The following is a 13,239-nucleotide window of genomic DNA, read 5'->3' on the forward strand; positions in this document are numbered from 1 at the left end:
TTTAAGGTGCCTTTTTAAGAGGAATGCTTAGGTGTTGTTCCGATAGCGCTGTACCAAAAGGGATATCCATTACGGCCTGTTGTCCTAAAACCTGTGGCAAATAACGAGTATGTAATCCCTTGGCCGGACGTACTGAGCGAACATTTTGTTCAGTAAATATCTCGCCTTTTTTGATATTTTTGCAAACATATAATGAACGTCTGTATTCCCGTCCTCCTTGCTCACTGGGTTTTATATCATAACCTGCCATCCCAAGAGCGCTATAGGCTTTAGTGGTTTCCTGCTTAAGTAGAATAAACTCATCTGGTTCTAGCGAAAAAGCAGCATCAACTGAACCATCTGTTTTATCAAGTGTAAAATGCTTTTCTATGATAGATGCACCTAGAGCTACTGCTGTAATTGCGGCAGTATTGTCGACCGTGTGGTCACTTAGACCAATAGGGAAGTCGAATCTTTGACATAAATCGGAAATGGTTCTCAAGTTACAATCTTCAATTGGAGTTGGGTAGCCACTAATACAGTGTAATAAAGCAAGTTGAGTGCCTCCAGCATTCGCAATGGCGGTTACGGCCTCATTGATCTCTTCTAGTGTAGCAAGCCCCGTTGACATAATTATTGGTTTACCTGTTTTGGCTATAGCAGTGATTAATCCAATGTCATTAATTTCAAATGATGCAACTTTATATGCAGGGCAGTTAAGTGATTCAAGTAAGTCAATGGCAGTCTTATCAAATGGAGATGAAAATAACGTTATGTTATTTTTTTTTGCTCGCTGAAATAATTCTTCATGCCATTCCCATGGTGTGTGAGCTTCTTGATATAAATCATAGAGAGTACGACCCGCCCAAAGCCCACCTTCTAACCTAAATTCAGGGCCATTGTGGTTAAGTGTTATTGTTTCAGCACTATAAGTTTGAATCTTGATAGCATCTACACCTGTTGAGGCAGCCCTATCTATCATGGTAAGTGCTTGAGATAGATCTCCTTTATGATTACCTGATAATTCGGCAATCACATAAGGTGGTTTAAGAGAACTGATTTCTCTGCCTTGAATGAATATATTTGGCTTAAACATGCTTTATAATTCCAGTAGGTTTATTTATATCCTCCCTCCAAGCACTATGAAAGTGACGGATTCGGTCTTCGCATTTACCGAGTAAGCCTGGAGTATTATTACAGGTCATATTGCTTTGGCAAGATTCAGCTACAATTCTGTCTTCTTCTAAAATAGTATGATTAAATTTTGTGAAGTTCATACAAACTGCAGCTTTTAATGCTTCACTTGATTTAATTTCGCTTGGTGGATTTATCATCCTCAAACGAAAATTTAAAAGGGTAGTTACTGAATCTACAGGTTCATAAGTTTGTAATGACATGAGTGAACCATTTGTTAACCCAATGGCAAGATTCGGGTAAATAAAAAAATGATTATACTCATCAAATTTATCATGTGGGTTAATTTTCAAATGTTTTCTCGCGCCATTCCACCATTTATGGGTCGCTTCTTGTAACGGCGTATTGCCTGTGGAATGCCCGTTGAAATAATGAATTTCACATTCTGCTCTAGCAAATTTTGCAAAAGTGTCTGGATGAGTACCTGCAACATGATAAACTTCTAAAACAGTCTCGCAAGCTAATTTCCAGTTCGTTTTCCAGCTATAAATTCCTTCTTGAATATGATCATTAAAATCTGTTGATATTGTTTCTAATATAGAAAAGTACGGTCCTAAAAATTCTGATAAAGAGGGACCCGTTTGACTTACTCTAACGAAAAGCAGTTCACCACAACGCTCGAGGGCGAATTTTTTAAGAGATAAATGTTTTTTTGTTGTCTCATTTAACCCAAAATCTGTTTTATTTTGTGGAACACCTGCTAATGCTCCATTGCTTTTGTAACTCCAGCAATGATATGGGCATATTAGCGAGCGGTTCCCTTTTTTTTCTTGTTGAAGTTTAGCTTTTCTGTGACTGCATATATTCAATAGTGCAGAAAGTTCGCCATTGAAGTTTTGAACAAGAATCGGCGTATTACCAATTGTAATCGTGATAAAATCATTATTCTTTGATAGTTCATCTCTAAAGCCAACAAAAATCCAGTTATTCTCGAATACTGCGAACTTTTCTTGTTCAAATGTATTAGTGGCGTAGTAATATACTGGATGTAGTGATTCCGTGGTAATCATTGCTGTTCCTGCTCAGTTTTTAAGCCTATAAGTAGTTTCTGGATAATACGTTGGCAGCCTTTAGAGTCAATTAATTGGCGAGCTTGCTCACTCATATTTTCTCTTTTGCATATATCATGCCAGAGATTGGTGGCTTCTTCAGATACTTTGTCAAGCAAAGAAAATGTTCTTTTGCATTTTACTTCCGACGTACAGGCAGATCTGAGATCGATAGCAAAATACCAAGTGTTGTTTAACGGCGACTCTAATGCAGGTGTTTGATTATCTACAGTGATCAATGCGATTGTAGGAACTCCCATCGATGCCAGCTCTCCAAGAGTCCCCCCTGCAGCTGATATCGCTAATCCGGCTTCTACCATGATACTTGCTACAGATGCTGGATTATAAATTAAGCTAAAATTGCTATATTGTTGTTGTAATTGTTCTAAATTTAACTGATCTTGATGCTGTTTTCCTAATAGTAGTTGAATTGTTGTCCCTGGAAGACGGGATAGCAAACTCTTTGATAAAGGGTACGCGAGGGATTTACTATCAGTACCACCTAATGTAATAAGTATATTTTTTCTTTCATTGAGTGGTTTAAAAGAACATATTGAGAACTCTTTTCTAAGATATGTATATTTTGGACCTAAACAAAATTGGGAAGATGGAAAACGTTTGGCGTAACTATCTAAATTGGCATTTGGTGCAGGATTTATCACTAGGTCAACAAAATACTTTGAGCAGTCTAGTCCATCATCAAGCTTAACTTTAAATAATTTTAGCTGTTCTAATGTGTGCCATTCATCTGATGTTAGATCATAATCGTCTATAAAGATAACTGACGCAGAAAAGGATGATAACTCGTTAAAAGCAAGCGGCGAGGAAAGAATTCGGGTTGAGAATCCTTCTTCTTTAAGTTTATCTAATAAAGCATCTGGACAGGTTTTATAGATAAAAAGTATTTGGAAATAAGCTTTAGCAGCTTGAGCAAGTGCAAATAAGCGCATGATATGCCCAGCACCAATTTTATGGCTACTATTACCATAAAAAACACATAGAGGTTTAGCCTGCAAGAAAGCCACCGTCTACCGCGAGAGTACTTCCCGTAATCTTGTTACTCATATCACTTAATAAAAAATATACGCAGTTAGCAACATCCTCCGGTTCACTTAAACCCAGCGGATGCGAAGCGAGAAGCATTGATGTTTGCTGTTCTCCAATTGTTAAAAATTGCTTATTTGATTTTGCTCCTTTTACAATTGCTGGAGCAACACAATTAACCCTTATTGATTTTGATGCAAGTTCTAATGCTGCCGATTTGGTCAGTGAGGTAAGTGCTGCTTTTGATGCTGCATATAAAGTGCGTGCTTTTAACCCTCGTTGACCCGCTGCTGATCCAATATAAACAAAGCTTGCCCCTGGCACAAAGTGTTTTTGGCGAGAAAAAGCGGCTGTAAGCATGACTGCTGCGGAAAAGTTAATGTCGAAATAATCTCTGATCTGTTTTGGGGAAATATTTCGAAGCGGACTGTATCCTTGAAAACTAGCGTTGTGAATAAACCCATCGATCGGTCCATATTTTTCAACGATTGTCATCGCGAGAGAATTGATATCATCCAGTTGGCTCAGATCGAACGGAATCACATAATGCTCGTTGCCTAATTGTGCTTTTGTTTGTTGTAAGGGCTCTTCTCTACGACCAACAAGAATTAGTTTAGCACCTTCAGCATCCAATTTTTGGCAGATCGCAAAGCCTATTTCAGAGTCAATTGCAGCGCCTGTAACTAGGTATTGCTTATTCTTCATATTCATTTTTATTGTTGCACCAAAGAAAGTGGCTCGAAATCATCTTCAATTTCAATTATTTCTGGCGACACAATGGGGCCTATATCCGTGATTATTGCTCCCCAAGACCAACCAACACCAAATCCTCCTAACATTACCTTTTTAGTTTGATTATCAAAAAAATGTTGAAGCTTATGACATATGGCTAATGGCACTGATGCACTTGAAGTATTGCCAAAATCTTTCATATCTATCAGATACTTATCACCCTGGATTTTTGATTTTTTTCTGAGGTGTTCGAGGATAAACTGGTTGGCTTGATGCATAACAACCATATCGAGCTCATCAACCATTAGATTGGCTAATCTAAGGGTATCTTTTACGAGTTGAGGTACGACTTTCAATGTGAATGAAAATACAGCCGCTCCATTAAGATATAGACGAGAGTCATTATAGAGTTGTTTTTCTTCTTCTTCTGATCTTGGCGTTAATTCTGGCATGGTAGGATTACGCCTTCCGCCCGCTTTTACGGCAATATGCTGTCCACCAGTGCCATCTGTCCCAAAAATCGCATATGAATCAGGCCAATTCTCATCATATTCAAGTGCAGTAGCTACTCCTGCATCACCAAACAAAGGAAGCGTACCGCGATCTTCAGGGAGTAGATGTCGGCTTGATGTATCTCCACAAAGTACTAAAGCACGCTTACCATTTGAGCTGTTTAGTAACTGACTAGCGATCCAAGTTCCATAGACAAAACCGGAACAACCTAAACTAACATCAAGGCATGCAGAAGAAGTTGGAAGTCCTAATCTGTTTTGAATTAAGCAGGCTGTTGCGGGAAGTGCATAGTCGGCATCTTGCGATACGTAAATGAGAACATCCACCGATTCTGGTGACCAGTTCAAGCGTTGAAGTAAAACCTGTGCGGCAGCAATACACATATCAGATGCACAAAGATGTGGAGGTAAAATCCTGCGACTATGTATACCTGTGCTAGCATATATTTTATCTGCTTCTTCTTGAGTAAAGATCTCAGGAGTTTCAACATAGGAATGCCTATGGGGAGGCACGGCAGCTTGCATTCCTGCAATTTTGACTGATTTGATCACGGCTTCCATAAATAACCTTGTTGAAGTAAGAATGGGTATTGGTTTTAACTATAACATTGAATAATATAGCTTGAAAGTACCAAACTTGTTTTGGAAACACTCTAACTTCTTGCTTATAAGGCAAATTTTAGGAATATTGATGACAGTCACTCGAGTTAAAAATGTTACTATCTCTGGAATAGTATCTGTACTACCCGAAACAGAAAAGTTGAACCGAGACGCCGTTTCTTCTCAAGACTCGCAAGAAATGGCGCGTATTGTTGCTGCTACAGGGATTGAATCGAAACGTGTTGTCAGTCAGGGGCAAACAGCCCTAGATCTTGCCAATAAGGCTTGTGAGTTACTTCTAAGCAGTATGGATTGGGCTGAGGATGACATCGCTATTCTTCTTTTTGTCACTCAAACGCCGGATTATCCTTTGCCTGGTAATGCTGTACAACTCCAGCATAGACTTGGTTTAGATAAAAACACTTTGGCTTTTGATATTAATTTGGGATGTTCCGGTTTTGTATATGGACTGTGGCAAATATCACAGTTATTAAATACTTTACCGCGGAGCAAAGCTTTACTTGTGGTCGGTGATACAACCAGTCAACAATATAGTGAAAATAATCGTTCAGTTTCTGCACTGTTTGGAGATGCTGTTAGTGCGATTGCGATTGAGAATTGCAAAGATTGTGATGACATGGTTTTTTCCCTTGGAACTGATGGTGCTGGCACTCCTTATCTGATTCAGCCTTTCGGAGGCGCAAAAAAACCTGATGAAAAATTCGAACTGTTTATGGATGGTATGCAAGTTTTTGTATTTACCCTAAGAGAAGTTCCAAAATCAATTCAATCATGCTTATTTGAAAAAAAATGGCAAGTGAATGAAGTTGATTTCTGCGTAATGCACCAAGCAAATGAAATGATGTTAAAGCGATTAGGTGATAAAGTCGGATTCGCCGAAGAGCAAGTGATTATATCTATGCGAAAAGTGGGTAATACGAGTTCTGCATCGATCCCATTAGCCTTATGCCTGTCTCTTTCTGAAGAACTGCTTACCCGAAAAAATAAACTAGTTCTGTCGGGGTTTGGTGTAGGCTGGTCTTGGGGAAGTGTTGCATTGGCTTTAGATAAATTATCCGTTTGTACTTTAATAGACCTATCGCTCAACTCTAATTTGTAAAAAATGCTCCATTAAGATATGTGAGTTAGAATATCAGGGATTTCAAACTCTAGATAATCAGCCAGTGATAACCAATCTGATCTTTCATGTGCAGACAACATTTGAGGTAATAAAGACGCGATTCTGCTTTTCCCCATATCAGTACTGATAAGAGTCTCTAGTTTATCAAGACACATTCGAAGATGCTTAGATGCTTGAGCTTCTTCCCCTAGTCTAAGATGTTTTGATGTGATTATTAAATCATTTATTAGCAGGGGTATTTCAACATTCTCATTCATTTGTGAAGTCCTTGTACTGTGCTCCTAGTATTCTGGCGCTATCTAGAGAGGATTGATAAAACTTTATGTTAGGTTTAATTTTTATATAGAGTTCTAAACTTCTCAAATATCCTCTAAAGTTTAAATCAGTTTCCACTCTATCACCACGTCCATTAAGGACCCAATGTTTTGCATTATTTATTTTTGGTCCCAAAGAACCATCAGGCCAGAATGCATGAGTTTTATTCTTTGCATAACAAAAGTCACAACCAAACATGGATATCTCATAAGCACCTAAATAAGCTGCTAGATCTATAATAGGGTGAATTACACTTCCATTAGTATATAAGCGCAATTTGGGTTGGTAGTTTGATAGAGTATCGTATCTTGCATGTTTTGAATATGCACAATATCTATTTCCCTTCCATTCTCTAATAATGTCAGGTGATATAGTTGGAAAATACACTAATGAAATATTTTCTGTATCCTCAATAGGAATATGGTCTAGACGAATATTTATATCAATACTAACAACAATATCTGGATAGACGCCATGATTTATTAACCCTTTTAATGATGTATCGGCTGCAATCATTAATGGCCTTGAGTTGTCTGGTAACTGTCGCTGTTTTAGCAAAAAATCATAGTGATCTTCTAGTGTTGGGCCAGAGGCTATAACATGACACCGAGGTTTCTTATAATATTGTATAAGCAAGTCTGCGCTTGGGTCATTCTCAATATTTTTTGAATTACTTTTAAATCGAAACTCAACTTTGTCGTTATTAAGGTGTTGCTGATTAGCATAATTACGATTCAGCTCATATACAATTAAATCTCGAATAATAGCATTTTCATTGCTAACTAAATTGAGTTCTGGTGTGATTGCAATATAAGGAAAACTTAGAGTTTTTCCTGCTTGCTCATTCAAGTTTACATTGGGATGACTTAGCCATTCCCGCTGATCGGTGTAACAAAGCAATAATGCGAATACAGCCAAATTTAAAATGCAGACTTCAATGCGAGTATAGTGCGGATTTTCAATCAACAGACTTGGAACATCACCCATACCCACGCCATAAACCGTGACTTGGTGAGTATTTGATGGAAGTGTGCTAATAAACAGCTGTGCTTCAGCGATGCGGTCATGACGGCTACTTAGCTGAATACCATTAACACTGATAGTTTGGTTTTGGCCTTGGACTAAGTGTGCATCAAGATGGTCAACTGATTGGCTTTTTATCGCAGCAGCCACAATTGGCCAGCGTTTAGCAATAATACTCAGATTAGTGGCAAATAGTTCAGTCATTCCGTTTCCTCGGAAGCTTTCGTTTTGATATTTCCGACATCACTATCTGGTCTCTCCACAGGGACTCGAACCCCGATCGGCCGCTTAGGAGGCGGCTGCTCTATCCTGTTGAGCTATGAAGAGACGCCTGTGATTATACTGGTTTTATCTTTGATTAAAAGGCTTATGATTTAGTTGGTTAAATCTTAAGCGCGATGTCGTTTATCTGTACATTGTAAGCCGCATTTTGGTCAACGAGTACTGCTGTTGCACTTTCTTCACTCACTTGTTCAATTTGTACTGTTGCTCGGCTTTTCGTGGCAACGGCGCGCATTTCGTTAAGTCTATCGGGTAAGTTTCGTTGCAAAACCACTTGGAATTTATCTCCAACACGGATCCCATGTTTTCGCCCTAAGTTGAGGATAATTCTATCGCCTTGGCGGCTGACGACTTGTCCTAATAGTGGTCGGCAATTGAGCGTTCGATCAATATCACGAGTGGCTTCTTGGATTATCTGGCTGATATTTCTGCCATAGGATGAACGCCAAAAACGGTCACTATTAGGTGCAATAATTGCTTGTTCTTCAAATTCCCATGGTGCCGAAGTGTTGTAGGTTTTGCTCCAAACTTCTTCGCCGCTAATGCCGTGATAAAGGCTGAGCTTAAATTGGAATTGTCTTAGTGGCGCTTCATCCCACCACCCCATAAAAGTGGATTGCACAGGCTCTGTTGATATGTCGATGATTTGGGGTAATAAAATATATTGGCTATCGGTGATTTCACTTAGCCAACTAGGGAGTCGATAGCCGCGGATATCAACCAGTTCTTGTGCAATATCGAGCCTTTCTTTTGCGTGGATATGGCTAAATCCGGTTGATGAATAGTCATCTATGCTATTACCGAGCTTTTCGGATATCGCTTCTTCAAACCCCGATAATTGTCCGTAACGTAACTGTGCCCGGTCTTTTATTTGTGCCTGAGGGATTAGTATTGCGGCTTTCAGTTGGCCTGTAGGGCACTGTTGAGTTGGATCGTCATTAAGATCGAGCCTAAGTGAAACATAGATTTTGTTGCCTTGAATACGCTCGCTTAGTAATTGAATACTAATTGCTTGGGCATAACGATTAATCGCAAAACTGTTTTGTGTCAGATTACCGTTAGTGGTTTGCTGCTCACTAGAGATTTGGATGCCGGTGCTGAGGGTGGCATAACTTACCGCTTGGTTGATTGCTTCTTCTCTGGCTTGGGCTATGTTGCCATTTGCAATAATTGCTTCGCCACTCGCTTCAACCCACTCGGCTTTTGCTGGTGCAGTAAGTAATAGTAGGCTGCCGATTATGAGCAAATTCTTTCTCAGTATGTTCATTAATAAGCCCTTCGCGAAATCAGTCAGTTTAATGGCAGAGTTATACAGCCATAAGCAAATTGTATGCCCGATTGGTGTAATGTAGATAAAGTTATTGCGGGACTTGTCGATAATCTGAGTAGCTTATGCCAAGCAATATTTTGACTTGGTCTAATATTTGCTTGATTTACGCCAAAGGCTGCGACTTTATGTGAGTCGCATTGATTTAGACGATGAGGTTATTCCAATGCTGAAGCGTGCATTTATTCCTCTGGCACTTGTGGTGCTGGTAGGTTGTACGACGAAACCCGTTGTACCGCCCAAACCTAGCCTAGTAGATGGCAATGGTTTGCCGCCGACGGCGGTGATCAACCATTTATCCCAGCGTATAGTGACAGAGCTTGTTAAACAAAATGATGCGCTGCGTTCAGATCAACCTATTGTTGTTGCAACGCCTGTGTTAGTTGGTGATCTAAAAGGGACTAATGCACTTGCGCAGCAGCTGCAACAAGGGCTCATAACGTCATTACACAGTTTTCAATTTAATGTAGTGGATCTGAATTTAGCTGATGGCCTCAGTGTTACCCCTGATGGTGATTTTATTTTGACGCGTGACTGGCAAAGATTATCTACTAACTTACCCGTCGACCATATTGTTGTCTCTACTATGAGTCCAACAACCAATGGTATGGCTATCAATACACGGATTGTTACCCTAAGTAACAACCGTGTAGTTTCAGCATCACAGACTTTTGTTACCCAAAAAGAATTGAGCAATTACATGCAGCCCTCGGAACAAGTTATCTCTCAGGATGGGATTTTATACCGCCAGTCGAGCCCAGGTATGAATGAAGTGCGAGTACTAGGAGATGGAAAATGAAACGCTACTTATTAATAGCTGCAGCGCTTCTGCTAACCGGATGTGCGGCGAAAGATAAATATGTGCAGTGGGAAGATGTGCCGCCAAGTAGTTTTCCTAAGCTCACGGCAATAGGTTATGCCCCGCTAGCGACTCAACCTGCCAAAGAACAATCTCAACGAGTCTTAATGGCGATGCAAGCCTCAAAAATTGTGGCCTACCGTGAACTGGCTGAACAAGTGTATGGACAGAAGATCACCGCTAATAGCAGTGTCAGTGATTGGATGCTGACAGATGACAATGTTAAAGCTTCTGTGACAGGGGTTATCCGCGGGGCTCGAGTGGTGAAAAGCTATCCAGCAGGGGATCACTATGTGACTGAGTTAGAACTTGATTTTGCTAAGGTATGGCAGATTTATCAGCAGCAGAGTCGGCCGCAAAGAATTAAAGATGTTACCTATTTCTAGGTGTAGCGCAGAGTGCTCCTCTTCGTTGATATACAGATAAACAAAAGCCGCACAAAGTAGCGCGGCTTTTGTTTGTACCCGTTTATATGACGCTTTACTTACGCTTTTAAATCATTACCTAAGCTCGAAAAAGTCGAGGTTTTGCCTTTATCGTTATATGTCAGTGTAGTGGCATTCCTACTCGCCTGTAAGGCTTGAGCAAAGCGATTCAAACTTGCAAGATTCATTTCAATTAAACTGGCATTTTGAGCATTTAGCTCTTTGCATTCGGCAAGCGCTTCTTTCGCTGCAGCCAATTTATGGGACAGTTCGATTTGCTCTGTGAGTAAAGATTTATCGCTGTGATTAGCCAGCAAGTCATCGTTCGCTTTAAGCTCTTGCAGACATTTCGATTTTTGCTCCGCAAGCGATAAAAGCAAATCGGCGTTTTGGTCACCCAAAGCGCCTTTTTCCTTAAGAATAATTTGTTTAAGAACAGCCAAATGGGCGTGTTGTTGATCTACCAGTTTAGCTATTTCTGTCATAGTTACTCTTTATTAAGATCGTTCAATTCAGCTTCGAAGCTGGCAATGTTAGCAGCCAACTTTTCGGGGTCAATTTTATAGCGACCTTCGGCAATGGCTTGTTTAATTTCAGCCACTTTCTTTTGATCGACTTCAGGCAGGCTGGCCATTTTGGTTTGAGCTCCCTGTAACTGTTGAGCTTGAGCCGTAATGACAACAGAGTCACCTTTTTGTTGAGTCGGCTTAGCTGCAACTTGAGTCGACTGGTCGCTTTCGCTGCTCTTTTTGGTATTGTTTGAACGGACTTGCGCGGCCGCTCCGGCGTTAAATTTGCTAATATCAATTGCCATTTTAGGCTCCAGCGTCGTGTATACGGGATTTCTTAACTGGGGTATCGGCAGCTCATCGAAAAGCTTTAGCTTATTTTACATTCTAACTTCTACTTCGCCAATGGCTGTAACTATAGCATCTAGTTCCTTGTTTGAGCTGCTATTTTTGACTCTAATTTGGTCGCCAATATTACCATCTTGCAGTGCTTCGCCTAGGGTTTTAAGAACAAAATTGTTGGAACGAACATAAATCGATACCGCATCATTTTTACAAACAAAGCAAAGGTTGTTGGCAAAAATAGGATAATTTTTGGCAACGCGCCGCTTTACACGCACACCCGAAAGTTGATTAATGTCGTTAAATTGCATACCACGTAAACTATTTTGGTCGACGTAGCGAATTTCTAGCTGTGTAGGATTGATTAACTCGCCTGGCGCGAGAGTTTCACTCGCCACGACAACAGGAAAGAGTATATCAACACGGACCGACATAAAGATTTGCCATGGATAGGAAAGATCGGGAGTATCACAACTGACTTTTATCGTGTTGTTACGACTGATTTCACGTTCTGAAGCCAGCTCTACATGAATGGGAGACGAGCATTGGGATGGGAGCAAACGGTTATCTATTGTTTGTGGCAGGATCTCAACCTTAGCGTTTGCTGGTACTGAAATCTTTTCATTAATAAGGGCTTTAGCTAATTCGGATATCGCCGATATGCTAGGTGCCACGGGAGCAGCGTTTGATGCCGTGGAGATAAAAAATGCGAAAACACTCAAAAAATAGACTAAATTTACTTTCATAATGAAGAGACTAGCTTGTAACGCCAGAATGCACCTATACTTTTATCAAGCGTGAAACTGTTCATTGCCGTTAACTTGGTTGTTGAATGTCAGAAGTTTGACTCAGTTTCAACTATGTTTATCTATAACAAGACGTAAGCAATTAATATGCCTATACTCAAACGAGTTTTAGGGCCGTACATAAACAGAACAACAAGGCAGAGTTATGTCGAGTATTCTTGATTCAGTCAACAAACGAACCCAACTCGTAGGTCAAAACCGGCTAGAACTGTTGCTATTTAAGTTGAATGGTCGTCAACGGTTTGGGATAAACGTATTCAAAGTCAAAGAAGTTTTGCAATGTCCGCCATTAACGACCTTGCCTAAACTTAATCCCTATGTCAAAGGGGTTGCCCATATACGTGGCACCACTATTTCGGTCATCGATCTGAGTGCGGCTACTGGTGGACGTCCTTTAGCAAGTACGGAAAATTGCTTTATTATCATTTCGGAATACAACCGAAGTGTGCAGGGCTTTTTAGTCAGTTCGGTTGAGCGCATCATCAATATGAACTGGGAAGCCATTATGCCACCGCCACAAGGTGCGGGGCGTTACTCTTATTTAACTGCGGTTACTGAAATCGAAGGCGAGCTGGTTGAAATCTTGGACGTGGAAAAGATCCTAGATGAGATTTCTCCAGTCAAAACAGCGATCAGTGAAGAAGTGAATGATCAGCTTACTATCGACAGAAGCCAGCATTACCATATTATGGTGATTGATGATTCAGCGGTTGCTCGTAAGCAAATTATTCGTGCCTTAGAGTCGTTAAATCTACAGATAGATACGGCAAAAGATGGCCGTGAAGCGCTTGATAAACTCAAAGCGATTGCTGGCGAAATGAATAATGTTGCTGAAGAAATCCCGCTGATTATCTCAGATATTGAAATGCCAGAAATGGATGGTTACACCTTAACTGCTGAGATCCGGGACGATCCAAAACTCAAGCATATCAAGGTTGTGCTACATACTTCCTTAAGTGGTGTCTTTAACCAAGCCATGGTGCAAAAAGTGGGCGCTAATGACTTTATCGCGAAATTCAATCCTGATGAATTAGCTGCGGCAGTAAACAAGCATTTAAGTTTGTAGTGAGAGTGTGGGTTAGTGCCTAGTGGAGCTTTAC

15 protein-coding genes and 1 tRNA gene are annotated in these 13,239 nt (G+C 40.3%); 4 read left to right on the forward strand and 12 right to left on the reverse strand.

The window, feature by feature from the left end; all coding sequences use genetic code 11:
* Position 1: 1 nt before the first annotated feature.
* Genes pseI through SHD_RS10555 form a run of 5 tightly spaced genes read right to left on the reverse strand, consistent with a single transcriptional unit; the run spans position 2 to position 5,071 of the window.
* Complete coding sequence (gene pseI, locus SHD_RS10535) at positions 2–1,075, reverse strand: pseudaminic acid synthase (RefSeq protein ID WP_023267095.1); 1,074 nt, start codon at positions 1,073–1,075, stop codon at positions 2–4.
* Positions 1,068–2,183, reverse strand: a complete 1,116-nt coding sequence (locus tag SHD_RS10540; protein ID WP_023267096.1) for an aromatic ring-hydroxylating oxygenase subunit alpha — start codon at positions 2,181–2,183, stop codon at positions 1,068–1,070. Before SHD_RS10540 ends, pseI begins: the two co-directional genes overlap by 8 nt.
* A complete protein-coding gene (gene pseG / locus SHD_RS10545) occupies positions 2,180–3,238 on the reverse strand; it encodes a UDP-2,4-diacetamido-2,4,6-trideoxy-beta-L-altropyranose hydrolase (RefSeq protein WP_039978129.1) in 1,059 nt (352 codons plus the stop codon). The genes SHD_RS10540 and pseG overlap by 4 nt, the downstream gene beginning before the upstream one ends.
* On the reverse strand, positions 3,228–3,977 hold the full coding sequence (locus SHD_RS10550) for an SDR family NAD(P)-dependent oxidoreductase (RefSeq protein ID WP_023267098.1): 750 nt from the start codon (positions 3,975–3,977) through the stop codon (positions 3,228–3,230). The genes pseG and SHD_RS10550 overlap by 11 nt, the downstream gene beginning before the upstream one ends.
* 2 nt (positions 3,978–3,979) lie before the next feature.
* The gene (locus SHD_RS10555; RefSeq protein WP_023267099.1) at positions 3,980–5,071 is read right to left on the reverse strand and encodes a 3-oxoacyl-ACP synthase III family protein; all 1,092 of its coding nucleotides are present in this window, start codon (positions 5,069–5,071) and stop codon (positions 3,980–3,982) included.
* A 130-nt stretch (positions 5,072–5,201) separates the two neighbouring features.
* On the opposite strand from SHD_RS10555, the gene SHD_RS10560 reads away from it, so the two are divergent.
* On the forward strand, positions 5,202–6,230 hold the full coding sequence (locus SHD_RS10560; RefSeq protein WP_023267100.1) for a ketoacyl-ACP synthase III: 1,029 nt from the start codon (positions 5,202–5,204) through the stop codon (positions 6,228–6,230).
* An 11-nt stretch (positions 6,231–6,241) separates the two neighbouring features.
* Here SHD_RS10560 and SHD_RS10565 read toward each other — a convergent pair whose 3' ends face one another.
* The 4 genes from SHD_RS10565 to SHD_RS10580 form a co-directional block, all read right to left on the reverse strand.
* Complete coding sequence (locus SHD_RS10565) at positions 6,242–6,508, reverse strand: hypothetical protein (RefSeq protein ID WP_023267101.1); 267 nt, start codon at positions 6,506–6,508, stop codon at positions 6,242–6,244.
* Positions 6,501–7,793 (reverse strand): motility associated factor glycosyltransferase family protein, encoded by a 1,293-nt coding sequence (locus SHD_RS10570; protein WP_023267102.1) that lies wholly within the window; start codon positions 7,791–7,793, stop codon positions 6,501–6,503. Before SHD_RS10570 ends, SHD_RS10565 begins: the two co-directional genes overlap by 8 nt.
* A 47-nt stretch (positions 7,794–7,840) precedes the next feature.
* Positions 7,841–7,916: transfer RNA gene (locus SHD_RS10575), tRNA-Arg, on the reverse strand.
* A 55-nt stretch (positions 7,917–7,971) separates the two neighbouring features.
* Complete coding sequence (locus SHD_RS10580; protein WP_023267103.1) at positions 7,972–9,138, reverse strand: flagellar assembly protein FlgT; 1,167 nt, start codon at positions 9,136–9,138, stop codon at positions 7,972–7,974.
* A gap of 226 nt (positions 9,139–9,364) precedes the next feature.
* Between SHD_RS10580 and SHD_RS10585 the strand changes: the two genes are divergently transcribed.
* Together SHD_RS10585 and SHD_RS10590 are read left to right on the forward strand one after the other, a co-directional pair.
* Positions 9,365–9,997 carry a FlgO family outer membrane protein gene (locus tag SHD_RS10585; RefSeq protein WP_039978153.1) on the forward strand — a complete coding sequence of 211 codons (633 nt, stop codon included), beginning with the start codon at positions 9,365–9,367 and terminating at the stop codon, positions 9,995–9,997.
* Positions 9,994–10,443: an LPP20 family lipoprotein gene (locus SHD_RS10590; protein ID WP_023267105.1), complete on the forward strand. Its 450-nt coding sequence runs from the start codon at positions 9,994–9,996 to the stop codon at positions 10,441–10,443. Before SHD_RS10585 ends, SHD_RS10590 begins: the two co-directional genes overlap by 4 nt.
* A gap of 98 nt (positions 10,444–10,541) precedes the next feature.
* On the opposite strand, the gene SHD_RS10595 is transcribed toward SHD_RS10590, so the two are convergent.
* The 3 genes from SHD_RS10595 to flgA all read right to left on the reverse strand — a co-directional run bounded on the left by SHD_RS10595 (position 10,542) and on the right by flgA (position 12,079).
* Positions 10,542–10,967, reverse strand: a complete 426-nt coding sequence (locus tag SHD_RS10595) for a flagella synthesis protein FlgN (RefSeq protein WP_023267106.1) — start codon at positions 10,965–10,967, stop codon at positions 10,542–10,544.
* A gap of 2 nt (positions 10,968–10,969) precedes the next feature.
* The gene (flgM, locus tag SHD_RS10600) at positions 10,970–11,296 is read right to left on the reverse strand and encodes a flagellar biosynthesis anti-sigma factor FlgM (protein WP_023267107.1); all 327 of its coding nucleotides are present in this window, start codon (positions 11,294–11,296) and stop codon (positions 10,970–10,972) included.
* 75 nt (positions 11,297–11,371) lie between these two features.
* Positions 11,372–12,079: a flagellar basal body P-ring formation chaperone FlgA gene (gene flgA, locus SHD_RS10605; RefSeq protein ID WP_023267108.1), complete on the reverse strand. Its 708-nt coding sequence runs from the start codon at positions 12,077–12,079 to the stop codon at positions 11,372–11,374.
* Positions 12,080–12,284: 205 nt separating this feature from the next.
* Between flgA and SHD_RS10610 the strand changes: the two genes are divergently transcribed.
* Positions 12,285–13,205: a chemotaxis protein CheV gene (locus SHD_RS10610; RefSeq protein ID WP_023267109.1), complete on the forward strand. Its 921-nt coding sequence runs from the start codon at positions 12,285–12,287 to the stop codon at positions 13,203–13,205.
* Positions 13,206–13,239 lie beyond the last annotated feature (34 nt).

It is taken from the genome of Shewanella decolorationis S12, from assembly GCF_000485795.1.
GTDB lineage: Bacteria > Pseudomonadota > Gammaproteobacteria > Enterobacterales > Shewanellaceae > Shewanella > Shewanella decolorationis.

Coding starts and splice junctions, on each gene's coding strand:
- flgA (WP_023267108.1), bottom strand. CDS start 12,079: ATGAAAGTAAATTTAGTCTATTTTTTGAGTGTTTTCGCATTTTTTATC.
- SHD_RS10555 (WP_023267099.1), bottom strand. CDS start 5,071: ATGGAAGCCGTGATCAAATCAGTCAAAATTGCAGGAATGCAAGCTGCC.
- SHD_RS10560 (WP_023267100.1), top strand. CDS start 5,202: ATGACAGTCACTCGAGTTAAAAATGTTACTATCTCTGGAATAGTATCT.
- flgM (WP_023267107.1), bottom strand. CDS start 11,296: ATGGCAATTGATATTAGCAAATTTAACGCCGGAGCGGCCGCGCAAGTC.
- SHD_RS10585 (WP_039978153.1), top strand. CDS start 9,365: ATGCTGAAGCGTGCATTTATTCCTCTGGCACTTGTGGTGCTGGTAGGT.
- SHD_RS10590 (WP_023267105.1), top strand. CDS start 9,994: ATGAAACGCTACTTATTAATAGCTGCAGCGCTTCTGCTAACCGGATGT.
- pseI (WP_023267095.1), bottom strand. CDS start 1,075: ATGTTTAAGCCAAATATATTCATTCAAGGCAGAGAAATCAGTTCTCTT.
- SHD_RS10550 (WP_023267098.1), bottom strand. CDS start 3,977: ATGAATATGAAGAATAAGCAATACCTAGTTACAGGCGCTGCAATTGAC.
- SHD_RS10570 (WP_023267102.1), bottom strand. CDS start 7,793: ATGACTGAACTATTTGCCACTAATCTGAGTATTATTGCTAAACGCTGG.
- SHD_RS10540 (WP_023267096.1), bottom strand. CDS start 2,183: ATGATTACCACGGAATCACTACATCCAGTATATTACTACGCCACTAAT.
- SHD_RS10565 (WP_023267101.1), bottom strand. CDS start 6,508: ATGAATGAGAATGTTGAAATACCCCTGCTAATAAATGATTTAATAATC.
- SHD_RS10580 (WP_023267103.1), bottom strand. CDS start 9,138: ATGAACATACTGAGAAAGAATTTGCTCATAATCGGCAGCCTACTATTA.
- SHD_RS10595 (WP_023267106.1), bottom strand. CDS start 10,967: ATGACAGAAATAGCTAAACTGGTAGATCAACAACACGCCCATTTGGCT.
- SHD_RS10610 (WP_023267109.1), top strand. CDS start 12,285: ATGTCGAGTATTCTTGATTCAGTCAACAAACGAACCCAACTCGTAGGT.